The following is a 25,970-nucleotide window of genomic DNA, read 5'->3' as shown; positions in this document are numbered from 1 at the left end:
GGAAATCGCGAACAACGTCGGTTTCGTCGTTATGCATCGACTCGTTTGACGAGGCGCTCGTAGCGCTGCCGGGCGGCCTGGGTGCTTCCCAGGCCGAGGCCGAAAGCGATCTCCTGCCAGGTCATCCCGCGCTCCCGCGCGATGCGGAGGATCAGCGCCTCGAGTTGGTCCATCTCGGCGCGCGCCTTCGGGACGAGGCCGAGCGCGGCGATGACGTCGGCGTCGTCGACCTCGGGTTCGTCGGGGCCGGGACTGTGCACGCCGCCCGCCAGTGCCGCGACGAGACGGATGGCGCCGAGCGGGTCGAGCATCTCCGGGTGCGACTGCCTGGCCCGTTGTTCGGGAGTGCTGCCGTGCCGTTCGGCGATCCGGAAGAGCCCCGCGTACTCACGGTGGGCGCGTTCGCGACTCGGATTGGGTGGGGTGAAACCTTCCTCGGACATGAACCCAGGATGGCGCGTGAACAAGTTGTTGTCAACAGTTTGTTCACACATCGCGGATCTCGTCCGCCAATCCCCAGTCGAGCGCGCGGGAGACGTCGAGGGGCGCAGCCGTGACGAACAGGTGCAGCGACCGCCACCGGCCGATCCTCCTGGGGATGCTGACCGTCCCACCTGCCCCGGGGATGAGACCCATCGAGACCTCCGGGAGGCGGAAGACCGTGTCGGGAGTCGCGACCACCCGGCCCGCGAAGGCCGGGATCTCGATCCCTGCACCGACGCAGTGACCATGCAGGCGCACCTCGATGCGACCGGCGAGCTGCGCGACGAGACGCCCCGCTCCCCCTCGCGTGCGGACGAAGTGCGCGAGCGTGATGTCGGGCGTGCGGCCGAACTCGTCGAGATCACCGCCGGCGCAGAACGACGACCCCGCCCCGTCGAGCACCACCCGTTCGATGCTGTCGTCGAGAATCGCGAGTCGCAAGGCGTCGACCAGGGCGTCGCGCAGCACCGTGCCGTAGGCGTTGCGGCGCTCGGGTCGGTTGAGCGTGATGTGCAGGAGGTCGCCGTCGCGGGCGATCAGCACCGGTTCGTCCGAGGGCGGCGGCAGGGGGCGCGGGCCGCGTCCGGCGAGCCACGCGGCGAACTCCGGACCACCCTGCAGCGTCGAGTAGGCGAGCGACTCCACGTCGATCGCTTCCGGCACCGCGAGCGTCTCCGAGGCGCGCACGACCTGCCGTGCCACCAGCGCGGCCTGCGGGTTCGCGGCGACGGCCTCGGCGAAGGCGGCGATGCTCGCATCCGGGTCCGGTGTCTCCACCACCCCGCGGGACTGCGCGACCGGCGCGTAGGTGAGGTCGAGGGCGTCGATCAACGGACGAACCTCGGTCGGGATCTCGCGGGTCGCGCGGCCGACGAGGATCCGATCGGCCAGCGCCGCCTGTTCGACGGCACGCTCGATCAGGGGAACGCCCCCGTCGAGGTCGACGACGACCATCGGCCGGGACACGGCACCACCCTCGCCGAGAAGGGGCTCTCCCGCCGCGCCGTTCGCCAGGTCCGCAGCGGAGAGAAGCATCGCTCGTGCCGTATCCATGTGGTCCGTCCTTGTACTCCACCAGGCCCCATCCGGCACGAAATGTAACATCACGGTCGTGGCCACCGACCTCGCCGCACACCCGGTACGCGACTGGGCCGACAGCGGAATTGCCTCTCTGACCGGCAGAGTCGACGGTCCCCCACTGCTCCCTCCCGGTCGCGCCGCCACCGTCGCCCGCGAACGCTCCGCATGGATCGCTGCCGCGTCCGATGGCGTCGTCGACCTCGACGGCGCGCGTCTGCTGTCCGAACGTGCCGCGTTCACCGGTCGTGGTCGCGGTGGAGCGGTCTCCGCCGGGGGTGCGTGTCGTCTGCTGCCGACAATCGACGGCTGGGCGGCGGTCTCGTGCGCGCGTCCCGACGATCCACTCCTGCTCGGCGCCCTGATCGGCCGGGAGATCCCCGACGATCCCTGGCCTGCCGTCGCCGACTGGCTCGTCGAACACACCGGGGCGGAGCTGGCCGACCGTGCCGAACTGCTCGGGGTCGCGGCGGGTCCTGTCGTCCACGGTGTGGCCGCTCCCCTGACGCCGTCGGAGCCCCGCTCGGTCGACGGGTTGCTCGTCGTCGACTTCAGCGCGTTGTGGGCCGGCCCCCTGTGCGCGCATCTGCTCGGTCTTGCCGGTGCGCGCGTCGTCAAGGTCGAGACTCCGTCGCGGCCGGACGGTGCGCGTCGCGGCAATGCCGACTTCTATCGACTTCTGCACGGCGGGCACGAATCCGTCGTGCTCGACCCGGCCGACAACACGCAGCGACGCGAACTCGCAGACCTGGTGGCAGCGGCCGACATCGTGATCGAGGCGTCGAGACCGCGGGCGCTCGCCGGTTTCGGACTCGACGCTGCGAAGGCCGTGGACGACGGCACCACGTGGATCTCGATCACCGCACACGGACGGGATTCGCACCGGGTGGGTTTCGGCGACGACATCGCCGCCTCCGCCGGTCTGATCGCGTACGACGCGGAGGGTCCCGCATTCGTCGGCGATGCGATCGCCGATCCCCTCACGGGTCTCACGGCCGCGGCACTGGCCATGTCGGCACCACCCGACGGACGCGGAAAGCTCTGGGACATCTCGATGTCCGCTGTCGTCGCGGCGACTCTCGACGAACTCACGACCATCTCGCAACCCGCCATCCGCGACGGCGAGCAGTGGGTGCTGCAGACAGCGGACGGTGTCGTTGCCGTCACCGAACCGCAGAAGCGTGAAATCTCCGGTGAGGTCGCCGAATCCGGGCGCGATACCCAGCGTGCGCTCACCGATCTGGGCATCCGGTCGTGAGCTTCCTCGTCGTACGCGACGTCGAGGTCGACGGCGCCCGAGGGGATGTCCTGATTCGCGACGGAGTCATCGCGGCCGTCGCCACGGAAGTTCCTGTGCCGACGTCGGCGACGGTCGTCGACGGCCATGGAGGCGTACTGCTTCCGGGCCTGCACGACCACCACATCCACCTGCACGCCCTCGCCGCCGACCGCGCATCGGTCCGCTGCGGCCCGCCCGCCGTCCGCGCCGCCGACGATCTCGCCCGCACACTCGCAAGCGCGGCCGGCGACGGATGGATCCGGGGTGTCGGGTATTCGGAAGAGGTTGCGGGTCTGCTGGATTCGGATTCTCTCGATGCGTTGCACGCCGAGCGTCCCGTTCGCATCCAACATCGAAGCGGCGCAGTGTGGTTCCTGAACTCCACTGCCGCCGCGCTCACGGGACTCGCTACCGCCGATCACCCCGGCGTCGAACGCGACGAGAAGGGACATCCGACGGGACGGGTGTGGCGCGCCGACACATGGCTCCGCGACCGGCTACCCGACTCGGGCCCGCCGTCGCTCGCAGATGTGGGCGCCGAACTGGCGTCCTACGGCATCACAGGCCTCACCGACGCGACGCCCGACCTCACTCCGTCGACCCTCGAGCACCTTCGCACTTCGCACGTCGACGGATCAGTCCCGCAACACATCCGACTTCTCGGTGCACCATTCGATTTCGGCGGCTTCGCGACGTTCGCCGCGGGCCCGTACAAGATCGTGCTCGCCGACTCCGGACTTCCCGACCTCGACGACCTCGCGACGACGATCCGCCGCACCCACGATGCGGGTCGCGCGGTGGCGGTGCACTGCGTCAGCCGCGAAGCGTTCGCGATCCTGCTCGCCGTCCTCACCGAGGTGGGCACCGTCCCCGGCGACCGCATCGAGCACGGCGCCCTCATCCCGGTCGAGTCGATCGACGACCTGCGGNGCGCCTGGGCCTGCAGGTCGTCACCCAGCCCGGCTTCCTCGCCGACCGCGGCGACGCCTATCTCCGCGACGTGCCCGCCGTCGACCTGCCCGACCTCTATCGCTGCCGAAGCCTCATCGACGGCGACGTGCCGGTCGCGCTGTCCAGCGATGCCCCTTACGGCCCCGCCGACCCGTGGGCGGTGATCTCCGCCGCGGTCTCTCGCACGTGCCCGACCGGTGAGGTCGTCGGGGCGGACGAACGCATTCCCGCTGCGACGGCACTGGCCCGGTATCTGGCGCCGCTCGACGATCCCAGTGGTGCTGCCCGTCGCGTGCGGGTCGGCGCGGCGGCCGACCTCGTCCTGCTCGACCGTGCAATGGCCGACGCCCTCGCAGCACCCACCGCAGAGATGGTCCGCGCGACCGTCATTGCCGGTCGCGTCGTCCACCACACCTGATCCGCTACAACCTCGGCCATCCGCCACAGCAATGTGCCGTAGCGGATGACCAGGACGGTAGCGGATCCACCTGTCCCACAATTCCAGAGCACGCGCTCTGTTATTGTCTCGATCATGGCGCGCACACGCACCCACGACCTGGATCAACTGATGGACGCGGCCGAAGCACTCGCGGTGGAGTCCGGCCCCACCGCCGTCACCGTCCGCGCACTCTCCGAGACGACGTCGGTGTCCAACGGCGCGATCTACCACGCTTTCGGGTCGCGGGCAGGACTGATGGGGCACGTCTGGCTGCGCGCGGCCCGGCGCTTCCTCGACCTGCAACGCGACGCCGTCGACCGCGCCCTCGCAACCGGGTCGGCCCCGCAGAACGCCATCGAGGCCGTCGTCACCGCCGCGGACGCGCCCGCCGAGTATTCGATCCGCTACCCCGTCTCCGGGCACTTCCTCCTCGCCGTACGTCGCGCGGACGTCCTCGGTTCCGGCGACGCCCCGAACGACGTCGCCACACAATTGAACGCCCTCGACGACGCGCTCACGGCCCTGTTCGTCCGACTCGCCCGCGGCGTGTGGAACCGCGCCGATCGCGAAGCGGTGGCGGTGATCCGCGACTGCGTCGTCGAACTCCCTGCCGCCCTGCTCCTGCGGGGACGACGGGACCCCACTCCCGCCGTCCGCGACCGCCTCGCCGCGGCCGTCCGAGCAGTCCTCGCCCTCACCCCACCCGATCCGGCACAACGCTGATCGCCCGACCGACAAGGACATCCGTCATGACGACCAACCTCGGCATCTGGAACAAACTGCAGCGCGTGCCGTTCGGGAACTGGCTGTTCACCCAGGCCGTGTGTTTCAAGGCGCCCTACTTCCGCAGCATCCATCCCCTCATCCACGAACTGCGGCCGGGCCTGTGCCGGGTCACCGCACCGAATCGGCGCAGCGTGCACAACCACCTCGGCACCTATCACGCGATCGCGTCGTGCAACATGGCCGAGATCGCCGGCGGCATGATGACCGACGCCACCGTCCCCGCCACCCACCGCTGGATCCCCGTCGGGATGACCGTGGAGTACAAGTCGAAGGCGACCACCGCCGTCACCGCGGTCGCCCGGCTCGACGACATCCCGGACTTCCCCGACGAGCCCACCGAACTCGTCGTCCCCGTGGACGTCTCGGATGCCGACGGCAAGGTCTTCGTCACGGCGCGCATCGCCATGAACGTCTCGCCGAAGCCCCGCCGATAGACACCATCCGCTACAACGTCGGTCATCCGCTACAGCAGATTGCCGTCGTGGATGGCCAGGACGGTAGCGGATGCCGGCGTCAGGGCACGGTCCACGTGTTGTCGCCCCGCAGCAACTGCTGCAGGTCGGCGGTACCGGATTCCTGCGCGGCCCGCACCCGGGCTCGCTCGGCGTCGTCGTAGGTCGTCCGCGCGACCTGCCGCACGATCCCCGTGACGACGTAACGCAGATCCTGGTCCGACAGCCGCGACAGTGCGTACGCGTACTCGGGGTCGTCGGTGTGCGCGTCGTGCACGACGATGTCGGCGGCATCCACCTCCGAGCGCTTCGCCACCCGCAGTCCGAAACCCTTTCGGACGACGCACAGCTCGTCGTCGACTCCGAAGATGATCGGTTCGCCGTGTCGCAGCGGGATCAGGTGCGACGGCGCTTCGTCCTTGCGCAGCACGTCGAACGAGCCGTCGTTGAAGATCGGGCAGTCCTGCAGGATCTCGACGAAGGCCGCGCCGCGATGGTGTGCCGCCGCGCGCAGGACCCCCGTCAGCCCGGCGCGATCGGAGTCGAGCGCACGTGCGACGAAGGACGCCTCGGCGCCGAGTGCGAGCGACAGCGTGTTGAACGGCGCGTCGACCGACCCGCCGGGTGAGGACTTGGTGACCTTGCCGACCTCCGAGGTCGGCGAGTACTGCCCCTTGGTGAGCCCGTAGATCCGGTTGTTGAACAACAGGATCCGCATGTTCACGTTCCGGCGCAGGGCGTGGACGAGATGGTTGCCGCCGATCGACAGAGCGTCGCCGTCGCCGGTGACGACCCACACCGACAGATCCGGACGCGTCACCGCGAGACCGGTCGCGAGCGTCGGGGCGCGTCCGTGGATCGAGTGCACACCATAGGTGTCGAGATAGTAGGGAAAGCGCGACGAGCATCCGATGCCGGAGACGAACACGAGATTCTCACGCCGGACACCCAATTCGGGCAGCAGGCTGCGGACCGTCGCGAGGATGACGTAGTCGCCGCAGCCCGGACACCACCGCACCTCCTGATCGGAGGTGAAGTCCTTCGCCTTCTGCGGGTCGTCCGTGCGAGGCACACCGTCGAGCGCGTCGGTGTGCGGGCGGAGTCCGAGATCGTGGCCGAGGAGTCCGGTCATGCTCGTGCCCTCTCTGCTGTGGGGTCGAGTTTCGTCGAGGAGGCGACTGCGGCCGGTGTCCGGGATCGTTCGGTATGGGCGAGTGTTCCGGCGAACTCGGCCTCGATGGCGTCGTGGAGTTCGTCGGCGCGGAACGCCATGCCCGCCACCTTCGTCACCGGCTGGATGTCGGCGTCGAACCGCGACCGCAGCAGGAACGACAGCTGACCGAGGTTCATCTCGGGGACCAGCACGCGCCGGTAGCGGCCGAGCACGTCGCCGAGATTCTTCGGCATCGGCGCCAGGTGCCGGAGGTGCGCGCGGGCGACGACATGCCCCGCTCGCCGGGCGCGGCGCACGGCTTCGCCGATCGGCCCGTACGACGAGCCCCAACCGAGCACCAGCACTTCGGCGTCACCGGTGGGGTCGTCGACGTCGAGATCCGGGACGTCGATGCCGGCCACCCGCGCGACCCGCAGTCGGGTCATCAGCTCGTGGTTGGTGTGGTGGTACGAGATGTCGCCGGTGCCGTCGGCCTTCTCGAGCCCGCCGATCCGATGCTCGCGACCCGCGGTTCCGGGTATCGCCCAGTCGCGGGCGAGGGTGTCGGCATGGCGGGCGTAGGGCTGATAGCCGGGGTCGTCGTCGCCCGGCGACCCGGCGAAGCGCGGATCGATGCGGGGCAGGTCGTCGACGTCGGGGATCCGCCACGGTTCGGATCCGTTGGCGATCGCACCGTCGGACAACAGCATGACCGGGGTGCGGTAGGTGATGGCGATGCGCGCGGCTTCGAGTGCCGTGTCGAAGCAATCGGCGGGCGACTGCGGTGCGACGATCGCGACGGGTGATTCGCCGTTGCGGCCGAACATCGCCTGCATCAGGTCGGCCTGTTCGGTCTTCGTCGGAAGGCCCGTGGACGGTCCGCCGCGCTGGACGTCGACGACGATCAGCGGCAGTTCGGTCATCACCGCCAGACCGATGGCCTCGGATTGCAGGGCGATTCCCGGACCCGACGTGCTCGTGACCCCGAGCGCGCCACCGTAGGACGCGCCGATCGCGGCGCCGATACCCGCGATCTCGTCCTCGGCCTGGAAGGTGTGCACTCCGAAGCGTCCGAGTCTGCTCAGTTCGTGGAGGATGTCGGAGGCCGGCGTGATCGGGTAGGTGCCGAGGAAGACGTCCATCCCCGCCGCGCGACCCGCCGCGACGAGACCGTAGGCGAGGGCGGTGTTGCCGGTGATCTGCCGGTACGTGCCGGGTGCCAGCGACGCGCGGGCCACCTCGTAGGTCGTGGCGAACGTCTCGGTGGTCTCCCCGTAGTTCCAGCCGGCGCGCAGGGCGAGGACATTCGCGTGCGCGATGTCGGGCTTCGACGCGAACTTGCGCTCGAGGAACGTCTCGACCGGCGAGATCGGCCGCCCGTACATCCACGACAGGAGACCGAGCGCGAACATGTTCTTCGAGCGCTGCGCGTCCTTCTTGCCGACGCCGGCGGGTTCGACGGCTCCGGCGGTGAGCGTGCTCATCGGCAGGGCGTGGACGGTCAGGTGCTCCACGGCGTCGGTCCCCAGCGGATCGGCGTCGTAGCCCGCCTTGCTCAGGTTCCGTTTGGTGAACTCGTCGCTGTTGACGATGACGGTGCCGCCCCGGGGCAGGTCGCCGACGTTGGCCTTGAAGGCCGCCGGGTTCATCGCGACCAGCACGTCGGGCCGGTCCCCTGCGGTGAGGATGTCGTGATCGGCGATCTGGATCTGGAAACTCGAGACCCCGGGAAGAGTGCCCTGAGGTGCGCGGATCTCGGCGGGGAAGTTGGGTTGTGTGGCCAGGTCGTTGCCGAAGGCGGCCGCCTCGGCGGTGAACCGGTCACCGGCGAGTTGCATGCCGTCGCCTGAGTCGCCGGCGATGCGGATGACGACCTGTTCGAGTTTCGCGCTCGACGCCATGCGCTCCATCGTGGCCCTCACGCGCGCATGTGCAACCGTTTCTCCCGAAAAATTCTGCTCATCCGCTACAAGATCGGCTTTCCGCTACAGCAATTGCCGGCAATCACCGCAGCGGAAAGCCAACTTTGTAGCGAACGCGTCAGGAGCGGACGGTGTCGCCGACGAAGCTCAGCGCCTGTGGCCACGACACGGCGTAGGCGTCGGCGTTGACGGGATTGCCGTGCCGGTCGCGGGAGGAGAAACCGTGTTCGGCGCCCGGGTAGACGTGGGTGATGGTCGCGCCGGTCTCGCGCTGTTGCAGCGTCGCCTGCAGGTTCGCGAAGGTCTCGGCCCTCATGATCGTGTCGGCGCCGGCGTGCAGCACCATGACGGGTGCCGCGACGCGACCTGCCTGCTCGACGGCGTCGATCGTGTGGTTCGGGGCGGGCGGCACCGCGATCGACGGGTGGTAGGCCACGACGTTCGCGACCCGCGTGTCGCGGGCGCCGAGGATCAGGGCGAGGCGTCCGCCGAGGCACCATCCGATCACGCCGACCTTCTCCAGGCGCAGTTCACCGAAGGCATGGTCGAGCAGGGTCGCCATCTCCGCGAGGCACTTCTCGTCGTCGAGGCCCCGCATCAACTCCACGAGTTCCTCGCGCGAGGTGTCGTCGGCGCTCGGTCCGTGCCAGGGGTCCCAGACGAGCGCGGTCACGCCGGTTCCGGCGATGTCGTGCGCGTATTCGCGGACCTGGGCGTCGATGCCGGTGATCATGGGCAGCAGCAGCATTCCTCCGGTGGCACCACCGAGCGGCCTGGCCAGATAGGCGCGCAGACCTGCGATGTGAACGAATTCTGCCTCGATGTCGGTCATCGACCGTCCTTTCCCTTGCGTCGTTTGTTCGTCATGATCTTCGTACGAAGTCGTTCACCGGGCAGCGCATCCACTCGTCGCCGCAGCTCAGGGACCGTCCGTCCCACCCACCGAAAAAAATGAGAACATCATTTCCGATTTGCGGTATCGTTCCTCTCGTGCACTGGCGGACGATCGGAGCACGGCAGACGGCTCGCTCGAAAGGGATACAGGCAGATGGCTCGCACCGTATTGGTCAGTGGTGGCACCGGCGGCCTCGGCAGCGCCGTGACGAAACATCTCCTCGACACCGGATGGCGGGTCGTGGTGCCGTGGCTGGTCCGTGACGAGCTCGAGCGCGTGGGCACGCATCCGAACCTGCAACTGGTCCAGGCCGACCTCTCCGACGAGCAGCAGCTCGAGGACGCCCTGAACCTGGCGTGCGACGATCCCGACGCTCCCCTGTTCGGCGTCGTCAACCTCGTCGGCGGCTTCGCCTCGGGACCGCGGGTGCACGAGACCCCGATCGAGGTGCTCGACTCCCAGCTCGACCTCAACCTGCGCACCGCCTATTCCGTCAGCCAGGCGGCGCTGCCCCACCTGATCCGCCGCGGCGGTGGATCGATCGTCTGCATCTCCACCGCCGCGACGCTCAACCCCTTCCCGGGCGGCGCCTCCTACATCGCCTCCAAAGCGGCGGTGTCGGCGCTGGTCGAGACCATGGCGCTCGAGTACCGCGACGATCACATCCGCGTCAACGCGCTGCTGCCGGTCGTCATCGACACCCCGGCCAACCGCGCCGCGATGCCCGACGCCGACACGAGCCGCTGGTCGAAGCCGGCCGACATCGCGAAGGTCATCGAGTTCCTGATCTCCGATGCGGGCGCCTCCATCACCGGTGGCCTGATCCCCGTCACCAACGTCGGCTGACAGCGTCAGGCCGACTGGAGGCGACCGAGTTTCATCGAGCGTTCGAACGCTCGCCGTTCGGCGTAGTTCATGCCGCCCCATACGCCGTGCGTCTCTCCGGTACGCAAGGCGTGCGCTCGGCACGCGTCGATCACCGGGCAGGAGCGACAGACCTCCTTCGCCTGTCGCTCGGCCCGGAGCACCGCACCGCGGCCGTCCTCGGACTGAGGGAAGAACATCGACGTGTCCACCCCGCGGCACCGCGCCGCGACCACCCAGTCACGGTCGCCGGATCCGTACATCGCCGCCTCCTTGCCCATCGGGTCATCGCGGACCCGCACTCGTCGAACGAGTATTTGTACGGCCATTTTTCGGTACCCGGCGGGGATCGTCAATCGCTGAGCAGCACGAATCCATCAGAATCGACGATGCCAGTCGCTTCGGATACCTATAAGCACCGGAATTTATGGCCGCACATTTGATGAGCGGACGGAGCAGAGCGGATCAGCCGACGATGCCGGCCTTCTTCAGGCCCGCGATCTGCTCGTCGGTGAGCCCGAGATCGGCGAGCACCGTGTCGGTGTGCTGACCGAGACCCGGAACCGCACCCATCGGCAGTTCGACGTCGCGGAAGTTCATCGGCGGCAGGATGCCGCGCACCGGACCCGCCTCGGTCTGCACCTCACGCCAGCGGTCGCGCGTCGCGAGCTGGGGGTGCTCGATGAGTCCGCGCAGATCCCGCAACTGTGCGGCCGGCACACCGGCGTCGGCGAGTTTCTCGTCGAGCTCTGCGCTCGTGAACTGCTTGGTGGCCTGCCCGACCAGCGCATCGACCTCCTCGCGGCGACGCACCCGCTCGAGATTGGTGGCGTAGCGCGGATCGTCGCCCAGTTCGGGCATGCCGAGCACATCGGTGAGCGTGCGCCAGCCCCGGTCGTTCTGCACGCCGATGAGGATCTCGCCGTCCGAGGTGGGGTACTTGTCGTACGGCGCGATCGAGGTGTGCGACAGACCCATCCGCGGCACCTGGCGTCCCTGGTACATCTGCAGGTACATCGGGTAGCCGAGCCATTCGGCGGTCGCGTCGAACATCGACACGTCGATCGTCGCGCCGACGCCGGTGCGGTGCCGGCGCAGCAGCGCCGCCTGGATCGAGGTGAGCGCGTACATGCCCGCGGCGATGTCCGAGGTGGGGATGCCCGTCTTCACCGCCGTCTCGGGCGTGCCGGTGATCGAGCACAGGCCGGTCTCGGACTGCACGAGCATGTCGTAGGCCTTGCGGTCGCGCATCGGTCCGTCGGTGCCGTATCCCGACATGTTGACCACCACCAGTTCCGGGTGATCCGCACGCAGGTCGTCGGCACCGAGTCCGAGACGCTCCACCGCGCCGGGTGCGAGATTCTGCAAGAAGACGTCGGCGCCGCGGATCAGCTTCTTCACCGCGTCGATGCCCTCGGGCGCCTTCAGGTCCACGGCGAAGGATTCCTTGCCGCGGTTGAGCCACACGAAGTGGGCGGCCAGTCCCTGCACCGCGCCGTCGTAGACGCGCGCGAAGTCGCCGTCGCCGACGCGTTCGACCTTGACGACCCGGGCTCCGAGATCCGCGAGATGGCGCGTCGCGAGGGGCGCGGCGACCGCCTGCTCGAGGCTCACCACGGTGATGCCCTCCAGCGGCAGGCCTGCAGAAACCTCGACCTCGCTCCGATTGGTTCCGTCGCTCGTCACCCGTGTGTCCTTTCGCGTCCGCGGTTCCCGTCCGGCGTCGGTGTATGTCTACCAGTCCGAACACCGACTCCCCGGTAATACCTCTGGGGTATCGATCCGCGTTCCATTGGGTATTGGACTGGAAAGCCGAGCCCTGCCACTCTCTGTTGAGACGCAGACCACATTCCACCCGCCTCGTCGGGGGCGTAAGAGACGGAGGGCGCATGAGTTCGTCCACACCTACCGATCAGGAGATCGCGAAGAAGGCCCGCAAGGCCGGTATCGCCTCCTTCATCGGCACCACCATCGAGTGGTACGACTTCTACATCTACGGCACGGCCGCCGCGCTGGTGTTCGGCCAGGTCTTCTTCTCGGACGAACTCTCGAGCGGTGTCGCGACCCTCCTCGCGTTCGTCACCCTCTGGGCCGGCTTCCTCGCCCGCCCCCTCGGTGGCGTCATCTTCGGCCATCTCGGCGACCGCATCGGACGCAAGAACACCCTCGTCATCACGCTCGTCATGATGGGCATCGCGACGGTGGGTATCGGCCTGCTCCCGACCTACGCACAGATCGGGATGTGGGCGCCGGTCCTGCTGGTCTTCCTGCGCATCGTGCAGGGCGTCGCGGTCGGCGGCGAATGGGGCGGTGCCGTCCTCATCGCCAGCGAGAACGCCCCGAAGGGCAAGGGAATCCTGTATTCGGCGTTCGCGCAGCAGGGTTCGCCCGCCGGCAACCTGCTGTCGACGATGGCCTTCTTCTTCCTCGCAGCGCTGCCCACCCCGCAGTTCATGATGTGGGGCTGGCGCATCCCGTTCCTGCTCTCGGGCGTGCTGGTCGTCATCGGCATGGTGATCCGCCTCAAGCTCGAGGAATCGGACGCGATGAAAGCCGTTCTGGCACGCAAGAAGACCGTCAAGCTCCCGATCAAGGAAGTGCTGCGCAAGCACTGGGTCCTGGTCCTGCTCGGCGCCGGCGCACTGCCCCTCGCCCAGGTGACCTACTTCAAGAACACCTTCGCGCTGTCGTGGGCGACGAGCGAACTCGGTTACGAGCGCGGCACCTTCCTCGCGATCATCGCCATCGCCCTCGTCGTGCAGTTCATCGTGCAGCCGTTCGGTGCCGTGCTGGTGTCGAAGATCGACATGCGCAAGGCCATGCTCCTGATGATCGTCCCGGAGCTGTTCCTCATGCCGGCGATGTTCTTCGCGATCCGCACCGAGACCTTCGCGGTCGCCGTGATCGGTATGTGCCTCGCGACGATTCCGCACTCGATGTTCTACGGCGCGATCGCCGGCATCCTGGCCCGCGCCTTCCCGGCGAACATCCGGTACTCGGGCCTGTCGCTCGCCTACCAGCTGTGCTCGCTGATCGTCGGTGGTGGCACCCCGGTTCTCGCCCAGTACCTGCTCAACTCGTCCGGTGACGTCACCGGCGTGGCCATCGCGGCGGCCTGCTACGCAGCGGTCTCCCTCGTGTGCACCCTGGCACTGCTCGAGCGCACCGGATACGACCCGAAGGCACCGTCGGTCGCCGAGAAGTCCGACGCCGACGAACTCGCCCTCGAGCAGTCGGAGGCGGCCGAGCGCGACCGCCGCACGCCGGGCGCCGAGGACACCCCTCGCTCCGACGACACCCCACGAGATCACGTCCATGCCTAGGACGGATCCTTCGCACTCGGGGCCGGCCGGCGCAGTCGCCNGGCCGGCCCCGGTCACTCCGGAGTCGGCAGCGCTTCCTCGGAGAGGCGGAGAACCTCCCGCAGCGCGGCACTGTCGTCGTCCTCCCGCCACACGAGCCGTACGTCGAGCGGCTCGGGATGATCTGCGAGAGGAACGAACACGACCTCGGGGTTGATGACGTTCGCCGCGACCGACGAGACCGTCATCGAACATCCTACTCCGGCCGAGACCAGGGCGATCAGCGACAGCGAATCCGGGGCGCTCTGAACGATTCTGGGCGTGAATCCGACGTCGTGGGCGAGACGGAGCAACAGCTCGCGCAGCATCGATCCGGGTTCGGCGGGCAGCATCACCCACGCCTCGTGCGCGAGGTCCTCGAGCCGGACCTGCTCACGGTCGGCGAGCGGGTGCTCCTTGGGCAGCGCCACGACGAGGTTCTCTCGGGCCACGACGCGCGACGCGATCCCCGGTGGGAAGAACAGCAGGCGCACGATGCCGATGTCGAGCTTGCCCGCGGCCAGCTTGTTGAGCGCCTCGCTCGCGTACGCCGAACTGTCGAGCACGAATTCGATACCGGGATGAGTGCGCCGCACGAGCTTCGCCCACCGGCCCACGAGATAGTGCGAGGACGAACCGGCGAAACCGATACGGACCCTGCCGGTCTGACCCGACCCCGCGGCGGTCACCGCCATCTCGGCGAGCCGGCAGGCGTCGAGGATGTTCCGGGCCGGCTCCACGAGCGCACGACCGCTCTCCGTCAACCGCACGCTGCGGGTGTTGCGTTCGAAGAGTTCGGCGCCGAGTTCCTTCTCGAGCCTGCGGATCGTGCGGCTGAGCGGCGGCTGGGCCATGTGCAGCCGTTGCGCCGCGCGACCGAAATGCAGTTCCTCCGCCACCGCCAGGAACGCCTTCACCTGCTGGATCTCCACCCGTCGATTATTGCGCCTGCGGGCGCCTGATATCCGACACCGAATTACCGACCACACGGAGGACGACCGGTATGCCGGACAAACTCATGACCATGCGCGAGGCGATCGCCACCTATGTCGAGGACGGCATGACCGTTGCCCTCGAGGGTTTCTCGCACCTCATCCCGTTCGCGGCGGCGCACGAGATCATCCGGCAGGGCAGGCGCGACCTGACGTTGTGCCGCATGACCCCCGACATCATCTCCGATCAGCTCATCGCCGCCGACTGCGTGTCGAAGCTCGTCGCGTCGTTCTTCGCCAGCGGCTCGGCCGGGTCGCTCTACGAGATCCGCCGTCGCATCGAGAACCACGACCCCGTCGCACTCGAGGTCGAGGAGTACAGCCACTACGGCATGGTCTGCCGCTACCAGGCCGGCGCGGCCGGGCTGCCCTTCTTCCCGCTGCGCTCGTATGCCGGCAGCGACCTGCCGAAGATCAACCCGAACATCCGGCTCGTCGACGATCCCTTCGGCGGCGGCAGCGTCTACGTCGTGCCTCCGCTGAACCCGGACGTGACGATCATCCACGCGCAGCGCGCCGACCGCTCCGGCAACGTCCAGATCTGGGGCATCGCCGGTGTGCAGCAGGAAGCGGTCTACGCCGCGAAGAAGGCCATCGTGGTGGTCGAGGAGATCGTCGACGACGACGTGATCCGCTCCGATCCCAGCCGCACCCTCGTCCCCTCGCACGCGGTGGACGCGGTGGTGCTGAGCCCGCGCGGAGCGCACCCCTCCTATGCGCAGGGTTACTACGACCGCGACTGCGCGTTCTACCGCCGATGGACCGCGATCAGCAAGGACCCCCAGCAACTGCGCACCTGGTTGAAGGAATGGGTCCTCACCACCGCCGATCACGCCGAATACCTCGAGAAACTGGGCGAGGAGTACTGGGCCGACCTCGAGGTCGCGCCGCGCCCCTCCGGGACCGTCGACTACGGGAGCCGAAAGTGACCACCACCGAAACCTTCTCCACCACCGAACTGATCGTCTCCGTCGCCGCGCGGGCCCTGGCCGGCAAGGCCCGGGTCTTCGCCGGAGTGGGTCTGCCCACCCTCGCCGTCGACCTCGCAGCTCGCACGTCGAACCCCGACGTCGAGCTGATCTACGAATCCGGTGTCTGCGGTGCGCACCCCGAGGCGATGGCCGAGGGCATCGCCGACTCCGTCGTGGTCTCCGGCGCCGAATCCGTGGTGTCCATGGCGTCGCTGTTCGGGTACGTGCTGCAGGGCGGCAACGTCGACGTCGGGTTCCTCGGTGCGGCGCAGATCGACCGCTACGGCAGCCTCAACACCAGCATCATCGGTGACTGGGACAAGCCCACCGTGCGCCTGCCCGGCGGCGGCGGAGCCGTCGAGATCATGCCCAACGCCGGCGAGGTGTTCGTGATCATGCGACGCCACGATCCGAGCGCCTTCCCCGCCGAACTGGACTTCTGCACGACCCCGAGTCCGGTGCGTGCCCGCGAGGCGGGCATCGGCATCATGCCTCGCGGCCGCGGGGTGACGAAGGTGTTCACCAGCCTGGGCGTGCTGTCGCGGCAGGATCCCTTCGCCGAACTCGAACTGACCAGCATCCACCGCGGTGTCACCGTCGACCAGGTCCACGCCGCCACCGGCTGGGATCTGAAGGTCTCCGACGAGCTGACGCTGACCGAGGATCCCACCGCCGAGGAGATCGACCTGCTGCGCAACGAGATCGACAAGGTCCGCCTGTATCTGCGGTGATCCCGTCGACGTGACCGACGTGGCGGCTGGCAGGATGTCCGCAACGGACGACGCCCGGATCCTGCGAGCCTGCGCGCGTCCGGCGTGATGCTCGGCGGACGGACCGCCGCGTGATGCGGGAAGGCGGCACGTCATGCACGCGAGCGCGATCCACGACCTCGTGGACGGCACGGTCGTCGCGGCCGTGATGCCGTTGACCGTGGCGGACTCCGGCGCGGATCGGGGCGTCCCCGTCCTGATGCCCTTGACCGACCTCGCGCGTGGGTCGGTGGCCGGTCGCGCTGCCGTCGCGCTCGTCGACGAGCACGAGGTGTTCGCCGATCCCGCGACAGTGCTGCACCGGATCGCCGCTGTGCGCGAGCGCGGATTCGCCGTGGCGGTGCGCATCGCGGAATCGGCGTCGCGCGCCACGGTGGTCCTGGCCCTGGTGGAACCGGAGGTGGTCGTCGTACCGGCCGAGGCACTCGTCGCATCCGACGTGCGGGCCGCCACGACCCTGCTGTCGTTGCGGGCTCATGACGAGCGCACGAACTCCGTCGTTCTCGCCGAGGGCGTCGACTCCGACCTTCATCGCGAGGCGGCCCTCGCCCACGGTATCGATTTCGGTTGCGGTACAGCACTACACGTTGCGGAGGGTGAGGCCGGTCCTTCGTCGCCGCGCGGCGGGTTGTTCCGTGAACCCACCTGGAGCGCACCGCTCGACGACGCGACCGCCACGCCCTTCCGCATCCTGTCTGCCGGTCGGGAACGCGTGCGGAGCGGCAAGGGTCTGCTCGTGTCCATGAGCGCCGACCTCGAGGCGCGAGCCGGGGAGGCCGGACCCGACACGATCGCCCTCGGCACCTTCCAGCACCACGACCACTTCACCGGGGCCGCACGCAGACGATGGCTGTCGATGGCCGACACCCTCGCGCACGTCGCGGTCTTCGCGGTCGGGTTCGGCACGAGCACCTCGGGCCCGGACCTCGTCCCGATCGAGCCGCACGATCCCCTCGTCGACGAGTGGAACGTCATCCTCCTGGGAGAGTCGTTCGCGTGCGCGCTCTCGGCCCTCGACCTGCACCGTCGAACGGCCGGCGGCGAGCGGGAGTTCGAGTACGTCGTCTCCTACGACCGGGAGGCCGTCGCCCGCGCGGCGCGCGCGACCCTGTCCCGTCCCCGACCGGTACCCCTGGAGGCCCCACCGTCGTCCTGAGCCGTTCTCCCTCGGGTCACCCCTCGAAACGCGCCAGGATGCTGTGGGCGCACCGGATCACGGTGCCGCGGTCGTAGGACAGCACGTAGTGGAATTCGCGGTCGAGATCCGCTGCGTCGGTGTGCATGTCGAGCGCGGCGAGCACGCACGCGAAGTGCGGGCCGAGGACGACGACGTTCCATTCGTCGACCATCGGATCGTTCGGGTCCAACGGCGCGTGGTGTACCGCGGAGTCGACGTAGGGATCGATTCCGACGCCGTAGACCCCGGTGTAGGCGACCTGCTCGGCGAGCTGCGCCCATCGTGCCCGGGAGGTCGGGGTGAAGTGCTCGGCGCGCTGGAAGGTGCCGAGCGCGATCGTCTCCGGTCCGGCTCCCACCGCGTTGGTCTCGAGCAGCTTGCTCATCGACACCAGAAGTCGCTTGAAACTACGTGTGCGCCTGCGCCCTTCGGACGCCAGAGCGAAGGGGGTGAGCTCGGGGCCGTCGGGAACGGCCGGTCGTGGACGCAGCGACATCGGTTCGACATCCGAATCCGCTTGCGCGGCATCCCCGGTCGATCCGACTGCCGGATACAGCGCGCCCATTCCGTATTCGGCGGCCAATCCCAGAGCGCGGCGGCGATGCAGTTCCGAATCGACGCCCTGCGCGATGACGACCGCGCTGCTGGATTCGATGTACGCGGCGACGGCGTGCGCAATCCTCGCCGTCGAGGAGTCGGCCGCACGCGCGATCAAGGCCGGCGACGTGATGATCACATCCGGTTCGACGAGCGGCAGCAGCGCGAGGGCCTGAGCACGCGCTCCCACACCGTCCACCGCGACGAGCATGCCGGCGGTGCGCGCCGCCGCAATGGTGCGCAGCGTCCTGGCAGGGGCGGCGATCAGCGCCTGCTCGGTGATGAGAGCGACCGTGGTCGGGCCCCCTCGATCCCCGAGCGCGCCGAGTTCGTCGAGCGAATCGAGATCGACGGTCACCAGATGCGGAACCGCCGACTCGGCGTGCCGACCGGCCCTGCGCCACTTGATCCGGTCCAGTTCCGACTTCTGATGCATGGCCCGGGCGGCCTCGCTCAGAGCGGTCGCATCGTGCAACGATGATCCTTCCGGACCACGCAGTTGCAGTTCGACGGCGGACAGCGCACCGCTGCCGAGCCGGTGGATGGGGGCGAGCTCCGTCTCCACGACGAGGCCGCCGAACGCGGCCTCCGCGTCAGCGGCAGCGTCGGCAGGAACAGCGCTCATGGATCCAGCATCCCATCTCCGGCCACCGATCGTCCGCTCGGGCCGACGAGGCGGGCATCTTCGACAGTTTCCGCAGCTCACACGATCACCGTTATCGGACTGTGATATTGCGTTATCGTTCCGTTATAGAACGGGTCGTCGGGAAGCGACCTCCGTCGGACAGGCTCTGTGCAAGCCCGAGGCGAGTTCTCACCGCGACCCGCATTCCCACCGTGACCACGGCAGGCCGACCGCCTGCTCAGGATCCAGCCCGCACCGGACGGCACGAATCCACGCCGACAGGAGACCGCAATGAGCACACGTACGAGCACCACCCGCAGGATCATCACCCACACCGGGGCACCCTCACGTTCCGGTGCAGCGACCGTCGCCCGGGCGCCGCGCTACCGTCTCGACGTCCACTCCCCCTCCCGTCGCTGCAGTGTCCTGCGGGCGAAGGGTGATCTCGACATGACCGCCCGAGCGGAGTTCGCCTCCACTCTCGGCGACCTTGCACACTCGGGCGACCACGTCGTCGTCGACCTGACCGAGGTGACCTTCATGTACTCCGAGGTCGCCTCGATGCTCGCCGATGCCGTTCACATCCGGCCCGGCCGTTTCCATGTCGTCGCACCCACGCGCCAGGTACGCATGCTGCTCGACATCCTCGCTCCCGACCTCGACGTCACCGACCGCACCGAGTGCGACACGGCCGGGAGCCCGTCAGCCGCCTGACGAAGGCGACCGGCGGCGATCAGCGCGCCGGGCCACCCGTGATCAACGCCCACACGTCCCCGGCCTCACCGGCCGCGGCGAGCAGTTCGGAGTCCCACGACGCGACCGTCCCGAATTCGCTGCGCCACGACAGGATCCGGTTGGCGTGCCGATGCAGCTCGTGTTCCATCGTGAAGCCGATCGCGCCGAGCGCCTGATGCGCGTTGCGGGCGACGACCGAGGCCGCATGTCCGGCACACGACGCAGCCGCTGCGATTGCGAAGCGGGTCGACGCGTCACCGAAACCTCCGGCGAGAACGGCATCGACCGCGCCGTCCGCGGCGGCGTGCACGAGCGAGGCCTCGGTGGCGATGTCGGCGACGAGCGCCTGCACCGCCTGGAACTTGCCCAGCGGACGACCGAACTGCACGCGCGCGGTGGTGTGTTCGACGACGAGCTCGAGGATCCGATCCATCGCACCCGCGGTGGCCAGCGCACGGACGAGCGCGCCCCGGTAGCGGAACTCGTCGGCGGTGCCCGCCGGAACGTCGCGCCCGGACAGTGCCGACAGGTCGACGCACACGTGATCGCGGGGCTCCGCCGCCAGATTCACGGCCTCGACGATCTCGACGTCGCCGCGTGCGAGCTCGGCGACCTGCCATCCCTGCGGCGACTCCCACAGAACAACGATCGAGTCCGCGAACCGGGCCCACGGCACGTGGCGCGCGCGGCCGTCGGCGTCGAGCACCGCGGCGGTACGCACGGCCGGCGCCGCCTCGAGGCCTGCCTGTTCGAGGAGCCAACCCGCGAGCAGATCGTTCTCGGCCACCGGCACGGCAGCAGCAGCACTGCCGGCAGCTTCGAGCAGCAGGGCGGCTTCGAGCCATCCCGCGCCGCTTCCACCACTGTCCTCCGAACCGGTGAGCCGATCGAGGCCGAGCTCGGTGAGGGTGCTCCACAGGGCACGATCGAGTTCGACGACGTCACCGATGCGGTGGTCGTCGCCCGAGGTGAACACCTCGGACAGCATCTGTGCGAAGTCGCGCAGTTCCGTCGACTGCAGTGCGTCCTGCCCGCTCATCTCATCCCCAATCCTCGTGCGATGACCCCGCGGAGGATCTCGCTCGTGCCGCCGCGCAGTGTGAAGCCCGGTCGTTGCATGACTCCTGCCCGGACGAGCTCGGCCAGATGTGCGTCGGCCGCGGTGTATCCCGCGATCTCGTCGGCGAGATCCGCCAGGTCCCCTTCGGTCTTCGTGCCGAGCACCTTCACGACCGACGCCGCGAGTTCGGCATTCTCGCCACGCTCGAGGGACTCGGAGACCGCGGTGGACATGCGGTGCAGACCCGCGATGCGCCCGATGGTCGCTCCGATGCGGGTGTCCGCTTCGACGCTGCCGTCGGCCACACCGTGTACGAGGGATTCGAGCACCCCGAAGGTCGACAGGAAACGTTCGGGACCGCTGCGCTCGTAGCCGAGTTCGCTCGTCACCTGTTCCCAGCCGGCGCCGATCTGTCCGAGCACCAGGTCGTCCGGGACGAAGACGTCGTCGAGCAGCACCTCGTTGAAGTGGTGGTCGCCGGACATCGACAGGATCGGCCGGATGGTCACGCCCGGGGAGTCGAGCAGCACGATGAACTGGCTCAGCCCGTCGTGGCGGTGCGCCGGATCGAGCGGTGCGGAACGCGCGAGGCCGAAGAAGGCGTCGGCGTGGTGCGCCCCGGACGTCCACAGCTTGGTGCCGGAGATCCGCCACCCGCCGTCCACCTTCGTGGCCTTCGTCTTGACGCTCGCGAGGTCGGATCCGGAGTCGGGCTCGGACATGCCGATGGCCCAGCAGATCTCACCGGCCGCGATGCCCGGCAGAAACCGCTTCCTCTGCTCCTCGGTGCCGTACTTCAGCAGCGACGGTGCGGCCTGACGGTCGGCGACCCACTGGGCGGCGACCGGCGCGCCCACCGCGAGCAGCTCCTCGGTGACGACGAAGCGCTCCATGAAGGTACGTCCGTGTCCGCCGTACTCGACGGGGATCGTCATGCCGACCCAACCGCGAACGGCAAGTGCGCGCGTGAACTCGGGGTTCCATCGCGTCAGCCAGGTGTCGATGCCCGGGGTGAACACGCCCGCATCGATCTGTTCCTTCAGGAACGCCCGTACCTCGGCACGGAGTTCCGTCAGTGCCGGGTCGGGGGTACCCGCCCTCGGCACGAGTCGTGCACTCATCGTGAATCTCCTTCTCCACCGGTGATGATGGGACACAACAGCGCCAGCGACAGGTCCGCGTAGCGTTCCGCGATCTCGGCCGGGCCGTCCGGACCCGCGGGGTCGTACCAGTTGGCGATAGCCGAGACCATCGCCAAAATCGATCGGCGGCAGTCGTCGGGATACTTCGTGGTGAAGACGCCTTGTGCGACACCGCGATCGATGATGTCGCGGATCCGCCTTCGGCCGGCACGCCGGCGTTCCTCGTACAGTCGCGCACCCTCGGGTTCGAGGTTGCGCACCTCCGTCGCGATCATGCGACCCTGTTCGGGGAACTGCGTGCGGAATATGACGTTCCCCTTGACGAACGCGCGGATCTGCTCGACCGGATCGTCGCCGGCGCGGGCGAGTTCGGCGTCACAGACCGCGTCGTAGGTGTCGACGCCGTCGAGCAGGATCGCCAGCAGCAGATCCTGTTTGTTCTTGTAGTGGTAGTACAGGGCGGACAGGCTCACGCCTGCCTCCTGCGCGATGGTCCGGATCGACGACGAGCCGTATCCGTTGCGCACGAACTCCTTCCGGCCCGCCTCGATGAAGACGCGCTGCTTCGGCGACAGCACTCTCACGACAACGCTCCCGTATCGGCGTACCGCGCGATCAGCTCGCCGAGCCTGCCCTTGACCATCTTGCCCGTCGGCGTGCGCGGCAGTTCGTCGACGAACCGCACGTGCCGGGGGCACTTGAAACGCGAGAGGCGCTCCCGGCAGAACCCCATGATGTCGTCCTCGAGCTCGTCGGATCCCTCCACATCGGGGACGAGCTGCACGAACGCTTCGACGCGTTCACCGCGGTCCGCGTCCGGCACACCGACCACAGCGACATCCGCGATCGACGGGTGCAGCGCGAGGACGTTCTCGATCTCCTGCGGGTAGATGTTCACCCCACCCGAGATGATCGTGAACTTGTCGCGCCCGGTGAGGAACAGATAGTCGTCCTCGTCGAGATATCCGATGTCGCCGGTCGTGTACCAGTTGCCCTCGAAGGGGTGCCTGGTGGACGCCGTCTTCTCCGGATCCTTGTGGTACTCGAACGAGAAGTCGTCCCGCTCGAAGTAGACGGTGCCGATCTCCGCCGTGGGCAGCCGGTTGCCGTGCTCGTCGCAGATGCGCGCCAGGCCGAGTGTGCCCGGGCCGCCGGTCTTCCCGACCGTTCCGGGCTTGTCGAGCCACTCCTGCGGGGTGACGAGGGTGTTGCCGATCGCCTCGGTCGCGGAGTAGTACTCGTAGACGATCTCGCCCCACCACCGCATGAGTTCCTGTTTGACCTCGACCGGGCACGGCGCCGCCGAGTGCAGCGCGCACCGCATCGACGACAGGTCGTAGCGCTCTCGGACCTCGCGGGCCAGTTTCAGCAGGCGCACGAAATGCGTGGGCACCCACTGGCTGTGGGTCACGCGATACTTCTCGATGCACGCGAGGCTGAACTCGGGATCGAACCGCTCCATGAGCACGACCGTGCCACCGAGCGCCTGCGTCGACACGCCGTACCGCAAGGGCGCGGCGTGGTAGATCGGTGCCGGCGACAGGTAGACGGTGTTCTCGTCGAAACCGAAGCGGCGCACCTGCTTCAGCAGCGGAAGACCGGGCTCGTCACCGATCTGGGCACCGGAGAGAGCGGGCTTAATGCCTTTGGGGCGCCCGGTGGTGCCGGAGGAGTACAGCATGTCGCTGCCGCGGGGTTGGTCCGGCATCGGGGTGACGGGAAGACCCGCCACCTCCTCCTCGTACACGAGATGTCCGGGCACCTGCCCTCCGAAGGCGACACGGTGCGTCACCTTCGGGGTGAGCGGCACGATCGCCTCGGCGAGGTCGGCGAGCGGCGCCGAGACGACGAGCACCTTCGCGTCGCAGTCGTCGACGATGTACGCGGCCTCGACGGGAGCGAGATGCGTGTTGACGAAGGTGACGTAGACGCCCGAACGAACTGCCCCCCAGTACAGTTCGAACGCAGTGGCGTCGTTGACGGTGACGACCGCGATGTGGTCGCCCTTCCCGACGTCGTGTGCGCGCAGCCAGTGCGCGAACCGGACGGACGCGTCCTCGAGCTCCCGATAGGTGAGCGTCCGGCCGGTCGCGGCCTCGTGCACGGCGGGCCGATCCGGGGCGACGGCGGCGTAACGGCCCGGGTACATGCCTACAGCCCCAGATCCTTGGAGATGATCGTCTTCATGACCTCGCTGGTGCCACCGTAGATCCGGGTCACGCGGGTGTCGGCGTACAGCCGGGCGATGGGGTACTCGGTGATGTAGCCGTAGCCGCCGTGCAGCTGCAGGCACTTGTCGATGACGCGACCGGAGACCTCGGTGCAGAACAGCTTCGCGCGGGCCGCATCGGCGACCGTCAGTTCCTTGCGGTCGAGCAGTTCGAGGCAGTGGTCGACGTAGACACGCGCGGCCTGGGTCTCGGCCGAGCACTCGGCGAGCACGAACTTGGTGTTCTGGAACGAGGCGACGGGCTTGCCGAAGACCTTGCGTTCCTTGGTGTATGCGATCGCGTGGGCGATGGCGGCCTCGGCGAAGCCGACCTGGTTCAGAGCGATACTCAGACGCTCCTGCGGCAGGTTGTGGGTGAGGTAGCCGAAGCCCGCGCCTTCCTCACCGAGGAGGTTCTCGACCGGCACCTTCACGTCGGTGTACGAGAGCTCGGCGGTGTCCTGCTGGTGCAGGCCGATCTTGTCGAGCTTGCGGCCCACCGCGAAGCCCTCGCTGTCGGTGGGCACCGCGATGATCGACAGGCCGCCGCGGCGGTTCTCAGGATCGAACGGACTCGTACGGCAGACCGTGAGGATGAGGTCGGCGGTGACGCCGCCGGTGATGAAGGTCTTCGCGCCGTTGATGATGTAGTGCTTGCCGTCCTCGGACAGCTTCGCCGAGGTCGCGATGTTGGCGAGGTCGGAGCCGGTGCCGGGCTCGGTCATCGCGATCGCGGTCATGATCGAGCCGTCGGCGAAGCCGGGCAGCCAGCGCTGCTTCTGCTCCTCGGTCGCGTACTCGAGCAGGTAGGGCAGGATCAGGCAGGCGTGCACGGTGTAGGAGCCGAACGAGACTCCGGCGCGCGCAACCTCTTCGAAGACGATCGTGTTGAACTTGAAGCTGGACTCGCCGCCTCCGCCGAACTCCTCGGGGACCTGGATCCCCAGGATGCCGAGTTCGCCCAGCCGGCGGAAGAATTCGCGGGGCGGGCGACCCATCTCGTCCCATTCCTCGCGATGCGGCGCGACCTCACGTTCGATGAAGTCGCGCACCATCTTCCGGAACTGCTCGTGTTCTTCGGTGAAGATCGTCCGCTGCATGGCTTGTCCTCCGGGGTGTGGGGGGAAGGAGAGGGAAGGTCAGTTGCCGGTGAAGTCACCGGTGCGTCGTTCGAGGAACGCCGAGAGGGCTTCGCGGTGATCCTCGGTGTGGTGCGAGAGCGCCTGGAAGGAGGCCGACAGTTCGAGGAGCGTGTCGAGATCGACGCGCTGACCTTCGCGCAGCAGCTTCTTCGTCATGCGCAGTGCGTTCGGGGGGTTGACGGCGACGCGGGCGGCGAGCGCATTCGCGGCGTCGAGGAGCTGCTCGGGTTCGACGACCTGCGAGACCATGCCCCAGTCGAGTGCCGTCGCGGCGTCGACGCGGTCGCCGGTGAAGGCCATCTCGGCGGCGCGCGCCGCCCCGACCGCGCGCGGAAGCAGCCAGGCGCCGCCGTCGCCGGGGATGATGCCGAGCTTGACGAAGCTCTCCGCGAAGAACGCCTTCGACGAGGCGATCCGCATGTCGCACATCATCGCGAGGTCGCAGCCGGCGCCCACGGCCGGTCCGTTGACCGCGGCGATGATCGGGACCTCGCAGTGGTAGATGGCGCGGGGCAGGCGCTGGATGCCGTAACGGTAGCCCTCGCGCAGGGCGTGGGGGCTGCCGCCGAACATGCCGCGACGTTCGTCCATGTCCTTGACGTTGCCGCCGGCGGAGAAGGCCGATCCGGCGCCGGTGAGGATGACGACGCGGGTGTCGATGTCGCGGTTGGCCTCCTCGGCGAGCTCGACGAGACGGTCGACGACGTCGTCACCCGAGATCGGGTTGCGCGCCTCCGGAAGGTTGATCGTCCAGGTCACGACGTTTCCGTCGCGCGTGCTCAGTACGACGTCCTGCGAAGTTGCCATTGGGGTCGCGGTCCTTCCGGTAGCCAGTGTGTGGCTCGCACCATAATTTGGTCGAACGATCGTTCAAATTACGGGGCCGGTCGGATCCTGTAAAGACCGAA

At 68.4% G+C, this 25,970-nt stretch carries 24 protein-coding genes and 1 pseudogene; 10 read left to right on the top strand and 15 right to left on the bottom strand.

Annotated elements, in window-relative coordinates:
• Window positions 1–29 precede the first annotated feature (29 nt).
• Together ACLBYD_RS13730 and ACLBYD_RS13725 are read right to left on the bottom strand one after the other, a co-directional pair.
• Window positions 30–443 (bottom strand): hypothetical protein, encoded by a 414-nt coding sequence (locus tag ACLBYD_RS13730; protein ID WP_016692377.1) that lies wholly within the window; start codon window positions 441–443, stop codon window positions 30–32.
• A gap of 43 nt (window positions 444–486) precedes the next feature.
• On the bottom strand, window positions 487–1,536 hold the full coding sequence (locus tag ACLBYD_RS13725; protein ID WP_447816878.1) for an enoyl-CoA hydratase/isomerase family protein: 1,050 nt from the start codon (window positions 1,534–1,536) through the stop codon (window positions 487–489).
• 58 nt (window positions 1,537–1,594) lie between these two features.
• Between ACLBYD_RS13725 and ACLBYD_RS13720 the strand changes: the two genes are divergently transcribed.
• The 4 genes and pseudogenes from ACLBYD_RS13720 to ACLBYD_RS13705 all read left to right on the top strand — a co-directional run bounded on the left by ACLBYD_RS13720 (window position 1,595) and on the right by ACLBYD_RS13705 (window position 5,449).
• Entirely contained in the window at window positions 1,595–2,818 is a 1,224-nt protein-coding gene (locus tag ACLBYD_RS13720; RefSeq protein ID WP_447816877.1) for a CoA transferase, read from the top strand.
• Window positions 2,815–4,208 (top strand): annotated as a pseudogene (locus ACLBYD_RS13715) (amidohydrolase family protein). Before ACLBYD_RS13720 ends, ACLBYD_RS13715 begins: the two are co-directional and overlap by 4 nt.
• A gap of 114 nt (window positions 4,209–4,322) precedes the next feature.
• Window positions 4,323–4,952 (top strand): TetR/AcrR family transcriptional regulator, encoded by a 630-nt coding sequence (locus tag ACLBYD_RS13710; protein ID WP_447816876.1) that lies wholly within the window; start codon window positions 4,323–4,325, stop codon window positions 4,950–4,952.
• A gap of 26 nt (window positions 4,953–4,978) precedes the next feature.
• Window positions 4,979–5,449, top strand: coding sequence for a hotdog fold domain-containing protein (locus ACLBYD_RS13705; RefSeq protein WP_447816875.1), 471 nt, complete (start codon window positions 4,979–4,981; stop codon window positions 5,447–5,449).
• A 79-nt stretch (window positions 5,450–5,528) separates the two neighbouring features.
• Here the strand turns inward: ACLBYD_RS13705 and ACLBYD_RS13700 are convergent, their stop codons facing one another.
• From ACLBYD_RS13700 to ACLBYD_RS13690, 3 genes are all read right to left on the bottom strand, one after another.
• A complete protein-coding gene (locus tag ACLBYD_RS13700; RefSeq protein WP_447816874.1) occupies window positions 5,529–6,599 on the bottom strand; it encodes a 2-oxoacid:ferredoxin oxidoreductase subunit beta in 1,071 nt (356 codons plus the stop codon).
• A complete protein-coding gene (locus tag ACLBYD_RS13695) occupies window positions 6,596–8,530 on the bottom strand; it encodes a 2-oxoacid:acceptor oxidoreductase subunit alpha (RefSeq protein WP_447816926.1) in 1,935 nt (644 codons plus the stop codon). The genes ACLBYD_RS13700 and ACLBYD_RS13695 overlap by 4 nt, the downstream gene beginning before the upstream one ends.
• A gap of 130 nt (window positions 8,531–8,660) precedes the next feature.
• Window positions 8,661–9,374, bottom strand: a complete 714-nt coding sequence (locus tag ACLBYD_RS13690) for a dienelactone hydrolase family protein (protein ID WP_447816873.1) — start codon at window positions 9,372–9,374, stop codon at window positions 8,661–8,663.
• Between the two features lie 216 nt (window positions 9,375–9,590).
• On the opposite strand from ACLBYD_RS13690, the gene ACLBYD_RS13685 reads away from it, so the two are divergent.
• Complete coding sequence (locus ACLBYD_RS13685) at window positions 9,591–10,283, top strand: SDR family NAD(P)-dependent oxidoreductase (RefSeq protein ID WP_248690669.1); 693 nt, start codon at window positions 9,591–9,593, stop codon at window positions 10,281–10,283.
• Window positions 10,284–10,288: 5 nt separating this feature from the next.
• On the opposite strand, the gene ACLBYD_RS13680 is transcribed toward ACLBYD_RS13685, so the two are convergent.
• Both ACLBYD_RS13680 and ACLBYD_RS13675 read right to left on the bottom strand, forming a co-directional pair.
• Complete coding sequence (locus ACLBYD_RS13680) at window positions 10,289–10,603, bottom strand: WhiB family transcriptional regulator (protein WP_447816872.1); 315 nt, start codon at window positions 10,601–10,603, stop codon at window positions 10,289–10,291.
• A gap of 163 nt (window positions 10,604–10,766) precedes the next feature.
• Window positions 10,767–11,987 (bottom strand): CaiB/BaiF CoA transferase family protein, encoded by a 1,221-nt coding sequence (locus ACLBYD_RS13675; protein WP_447816871.1) that lies wholly within the window; start codon window positions 11,985–11,987, stop codon window positions 10,767–10,769.
• A 203-nt stretch (window positions 11,988–12,190) separates the two neighbouring features.
• Between ACLBYD_RS13675 and ACLBYD_RS13670 the strand changes: the two genes are divergently transcribed.
• Window positions 12,191–13,624, top strand: coding sequence for an MFS transporter (locus tag ACLBYD_RS13670; protein ID WP_447816870.1), 1,434 nt, complete (start codon window positions 12,191–12,193; stop codon window positions 13,622–13,624).
• A gap of 53 nt (window positions 13,625–13,677) precedes the next feature.
• Here the strand turns inward: ACLBYD_RS13670 and ACLBYD_RS13665 are convergent, their stop codons facing one another.
• Window positions 13,678–14,574, bottom strand: coding sequence for a LysR family transcriptional regulator (locus ACLBYD_RS13665; RefSeq protein WP_447816869.1), 897 nt, complete (start codon window positions 14,572–14,574; stop codon window positions 13,678–13,680).
• A 71-nt stretch (window positions 14,575–14,645) separates the two neighbouring features.
• Between ACLBYD_RS13665 and ACLBYD_RS13660 the strand changes: the two genes are divergently transcribed.
• From ACLBYD_RS13660 to ACLBYD_RS13650, 3 genes are all read left to right on the top strand, one after another.
• Window positions 14,646–15,563, top strand: a complete 918-nt coding sequence (locus ACLBYD_RS13660; RefSeq protein WP_447816868.1) for a CoA transferase subunit A — start codon at window positions 14,646–14,648, stop codon at window positions 15,561–15,563.
• On the top strand, window positions 15,560–16,336 hold the full coding sequence (locus ACLBYD_RS13655; protein WP_447816867.1) for a CoA-transferase subunit beta: 777 nt from the start codon (window positions 15,560–15,562) through the stop codon (window positions 16,334–16,336). The genes ACLBYD_RS13660 and ACLBYD_RS13655 overlap by 4 nt, the downstream gene beginning before the upstream one ends.
• A gap of 133 nt (window positions 16,337–16,469) precedes the next feature.
• Entirely contained in the window at window positions 16,470–17,531 is a 1,062-nt protein-coding gene (locus ACLBYD_RS13650) for a DICT sensory domain-containing protein (RefSeq protein WP_447816866.1), read from the top strand.
• 16 nt (window positions 17,532–17,547) lie between these two features.
• On the opposite strand, the gene ACLBYD_RS13645 is transcribed toward ACLBYD_RS13650, so the two are convergent.
• Window positions 17,548–18,774, bottom strand: a complete 1,227-nt coding sequence (locus ACLBYD_RS13645) for an EAL domain-containing protein (RefSeq protein WP_447816865.1) — start codon at window positions 18,772–18,774, stop codon at window positions 17,548–17,550.
• A gap of 291 nt (window positions 18,775–19,065) precedes the next feature.
• Between ACLBYD_RS13645 and ACLBYD_RS13640 the strand changes: the two genes are divergently transcribed.
• A complete protein-coding gene (locus ACLBYD_RS13640) occupies window positions 19,066–19,488 on the top strand; it encodes an STAS domain-containing protein (protein WP_447816864.1) in 423 nt (140 codons plus the stop codon).
• A 19-nt stretch (window positions 19,489–19,507) separates the two neighbouring features.
• Here the strand turns inward: ACLBYD_RS13640 and ACLBYD_RS13635 are convergent, their stop codons facing one another.
• The 6 genes from ACLBYD_RS13635 to ACLBYD_RS13610 are packed head-to-tail and all read right to left on the bottom strand — an operon-like array spanning window position 19,508 to window position 25,869.
• Window positions 19,508–20,548 (bottom strand): acyl-CoA dehydrogenase family protein, encoded by a 1,041-nt coding sequence (locus ACLBYD_RS13635; protein ID WP_447816863.1) that lies wholly within the window; start codon window positions 20,546–20,548, stop codon window positions 19,508–19,510.
• Window positions 20,545–21,690, bottom strand: coding sequence for an acyl-CoA dehydrogenase family protein (locus ACLBYD_RS13630; protein ID WP_447816862.1), 1,146 nt, complete (start codon window positions 21,688–21,690; stop codon window positions 20,545–20,547). The genes ACLBYD_RS13635 and ACLBYD_RS13630 overlap by 4 nt, the downstream gene beginning before the upstream one ends.
• The gene (locus tag ACLBYD_RS13625; protein ID WP_447816861.1) at window positions 21,687–22,295 is read right to left on the bottom strand and encodes a TetR/AcrR family transcriptional regulator; all 609 of its coding nucleotides are present in this window, start codon (window positions 22,293–22,295) and stop codon (window positions 21,687–21,689) included. Before ACLBYD_RS13625 ends, ACLBYD_RS13630 begins: the two co-directional genes overlap by 4 nt.
• Window positions 22,292–23,860 (bottom strand): acyl-CoA synthetase, encoded by a 1,569-nt coding sequence (locus ACLBYD_RS13620; protein ID WP_447816860.1) that lies wholly within the window; start codon window positions 23,858–23,860, stop codon window positions 22,292–22,294. Before ACLBYD_RS13620 ends, ACLBYD_RS13625 begins: the two co-directional genes overlap by 4 nt.
• A 2-nt stretch (window positions 23,861–23,862) precedes the next feature.
• Window positions 23,863–25,020 (bottom strand): acyl-CoA dehydrogenase family protein, encoded by a 1,158-nt coding sequence (locus ACLBYD_RS13615; RefSeq protein ID WP_059384086.1) that lies wholly within the window; start codon window positions 25,018–25,020, stop codon window positions 23,863–23,865.
• 39 nt (window positions 25,021–25,059) lie between these two features.
• Window positions 25,060–25,869: a crotonase/enoyl-CoA hydratase family protein gene (locus tag ACLBYD_RS13610; RefSeq protein ID WP_447816859.1), complete on the bottom strand. Its 810-nt coding sequence runs from the start codon at window positions 25,867–25,869 to the stop codon at window positions 25,060–25,062.
• Window positions 25,870–25,970: the final 101 nt, after the last annotated feature.

The organism is Rhodococcus sp. C26F (genome assembly GCF_053345925.1).
This window is presented reverse-complemented; position numbering and strand designations above follow the sequence as displayed.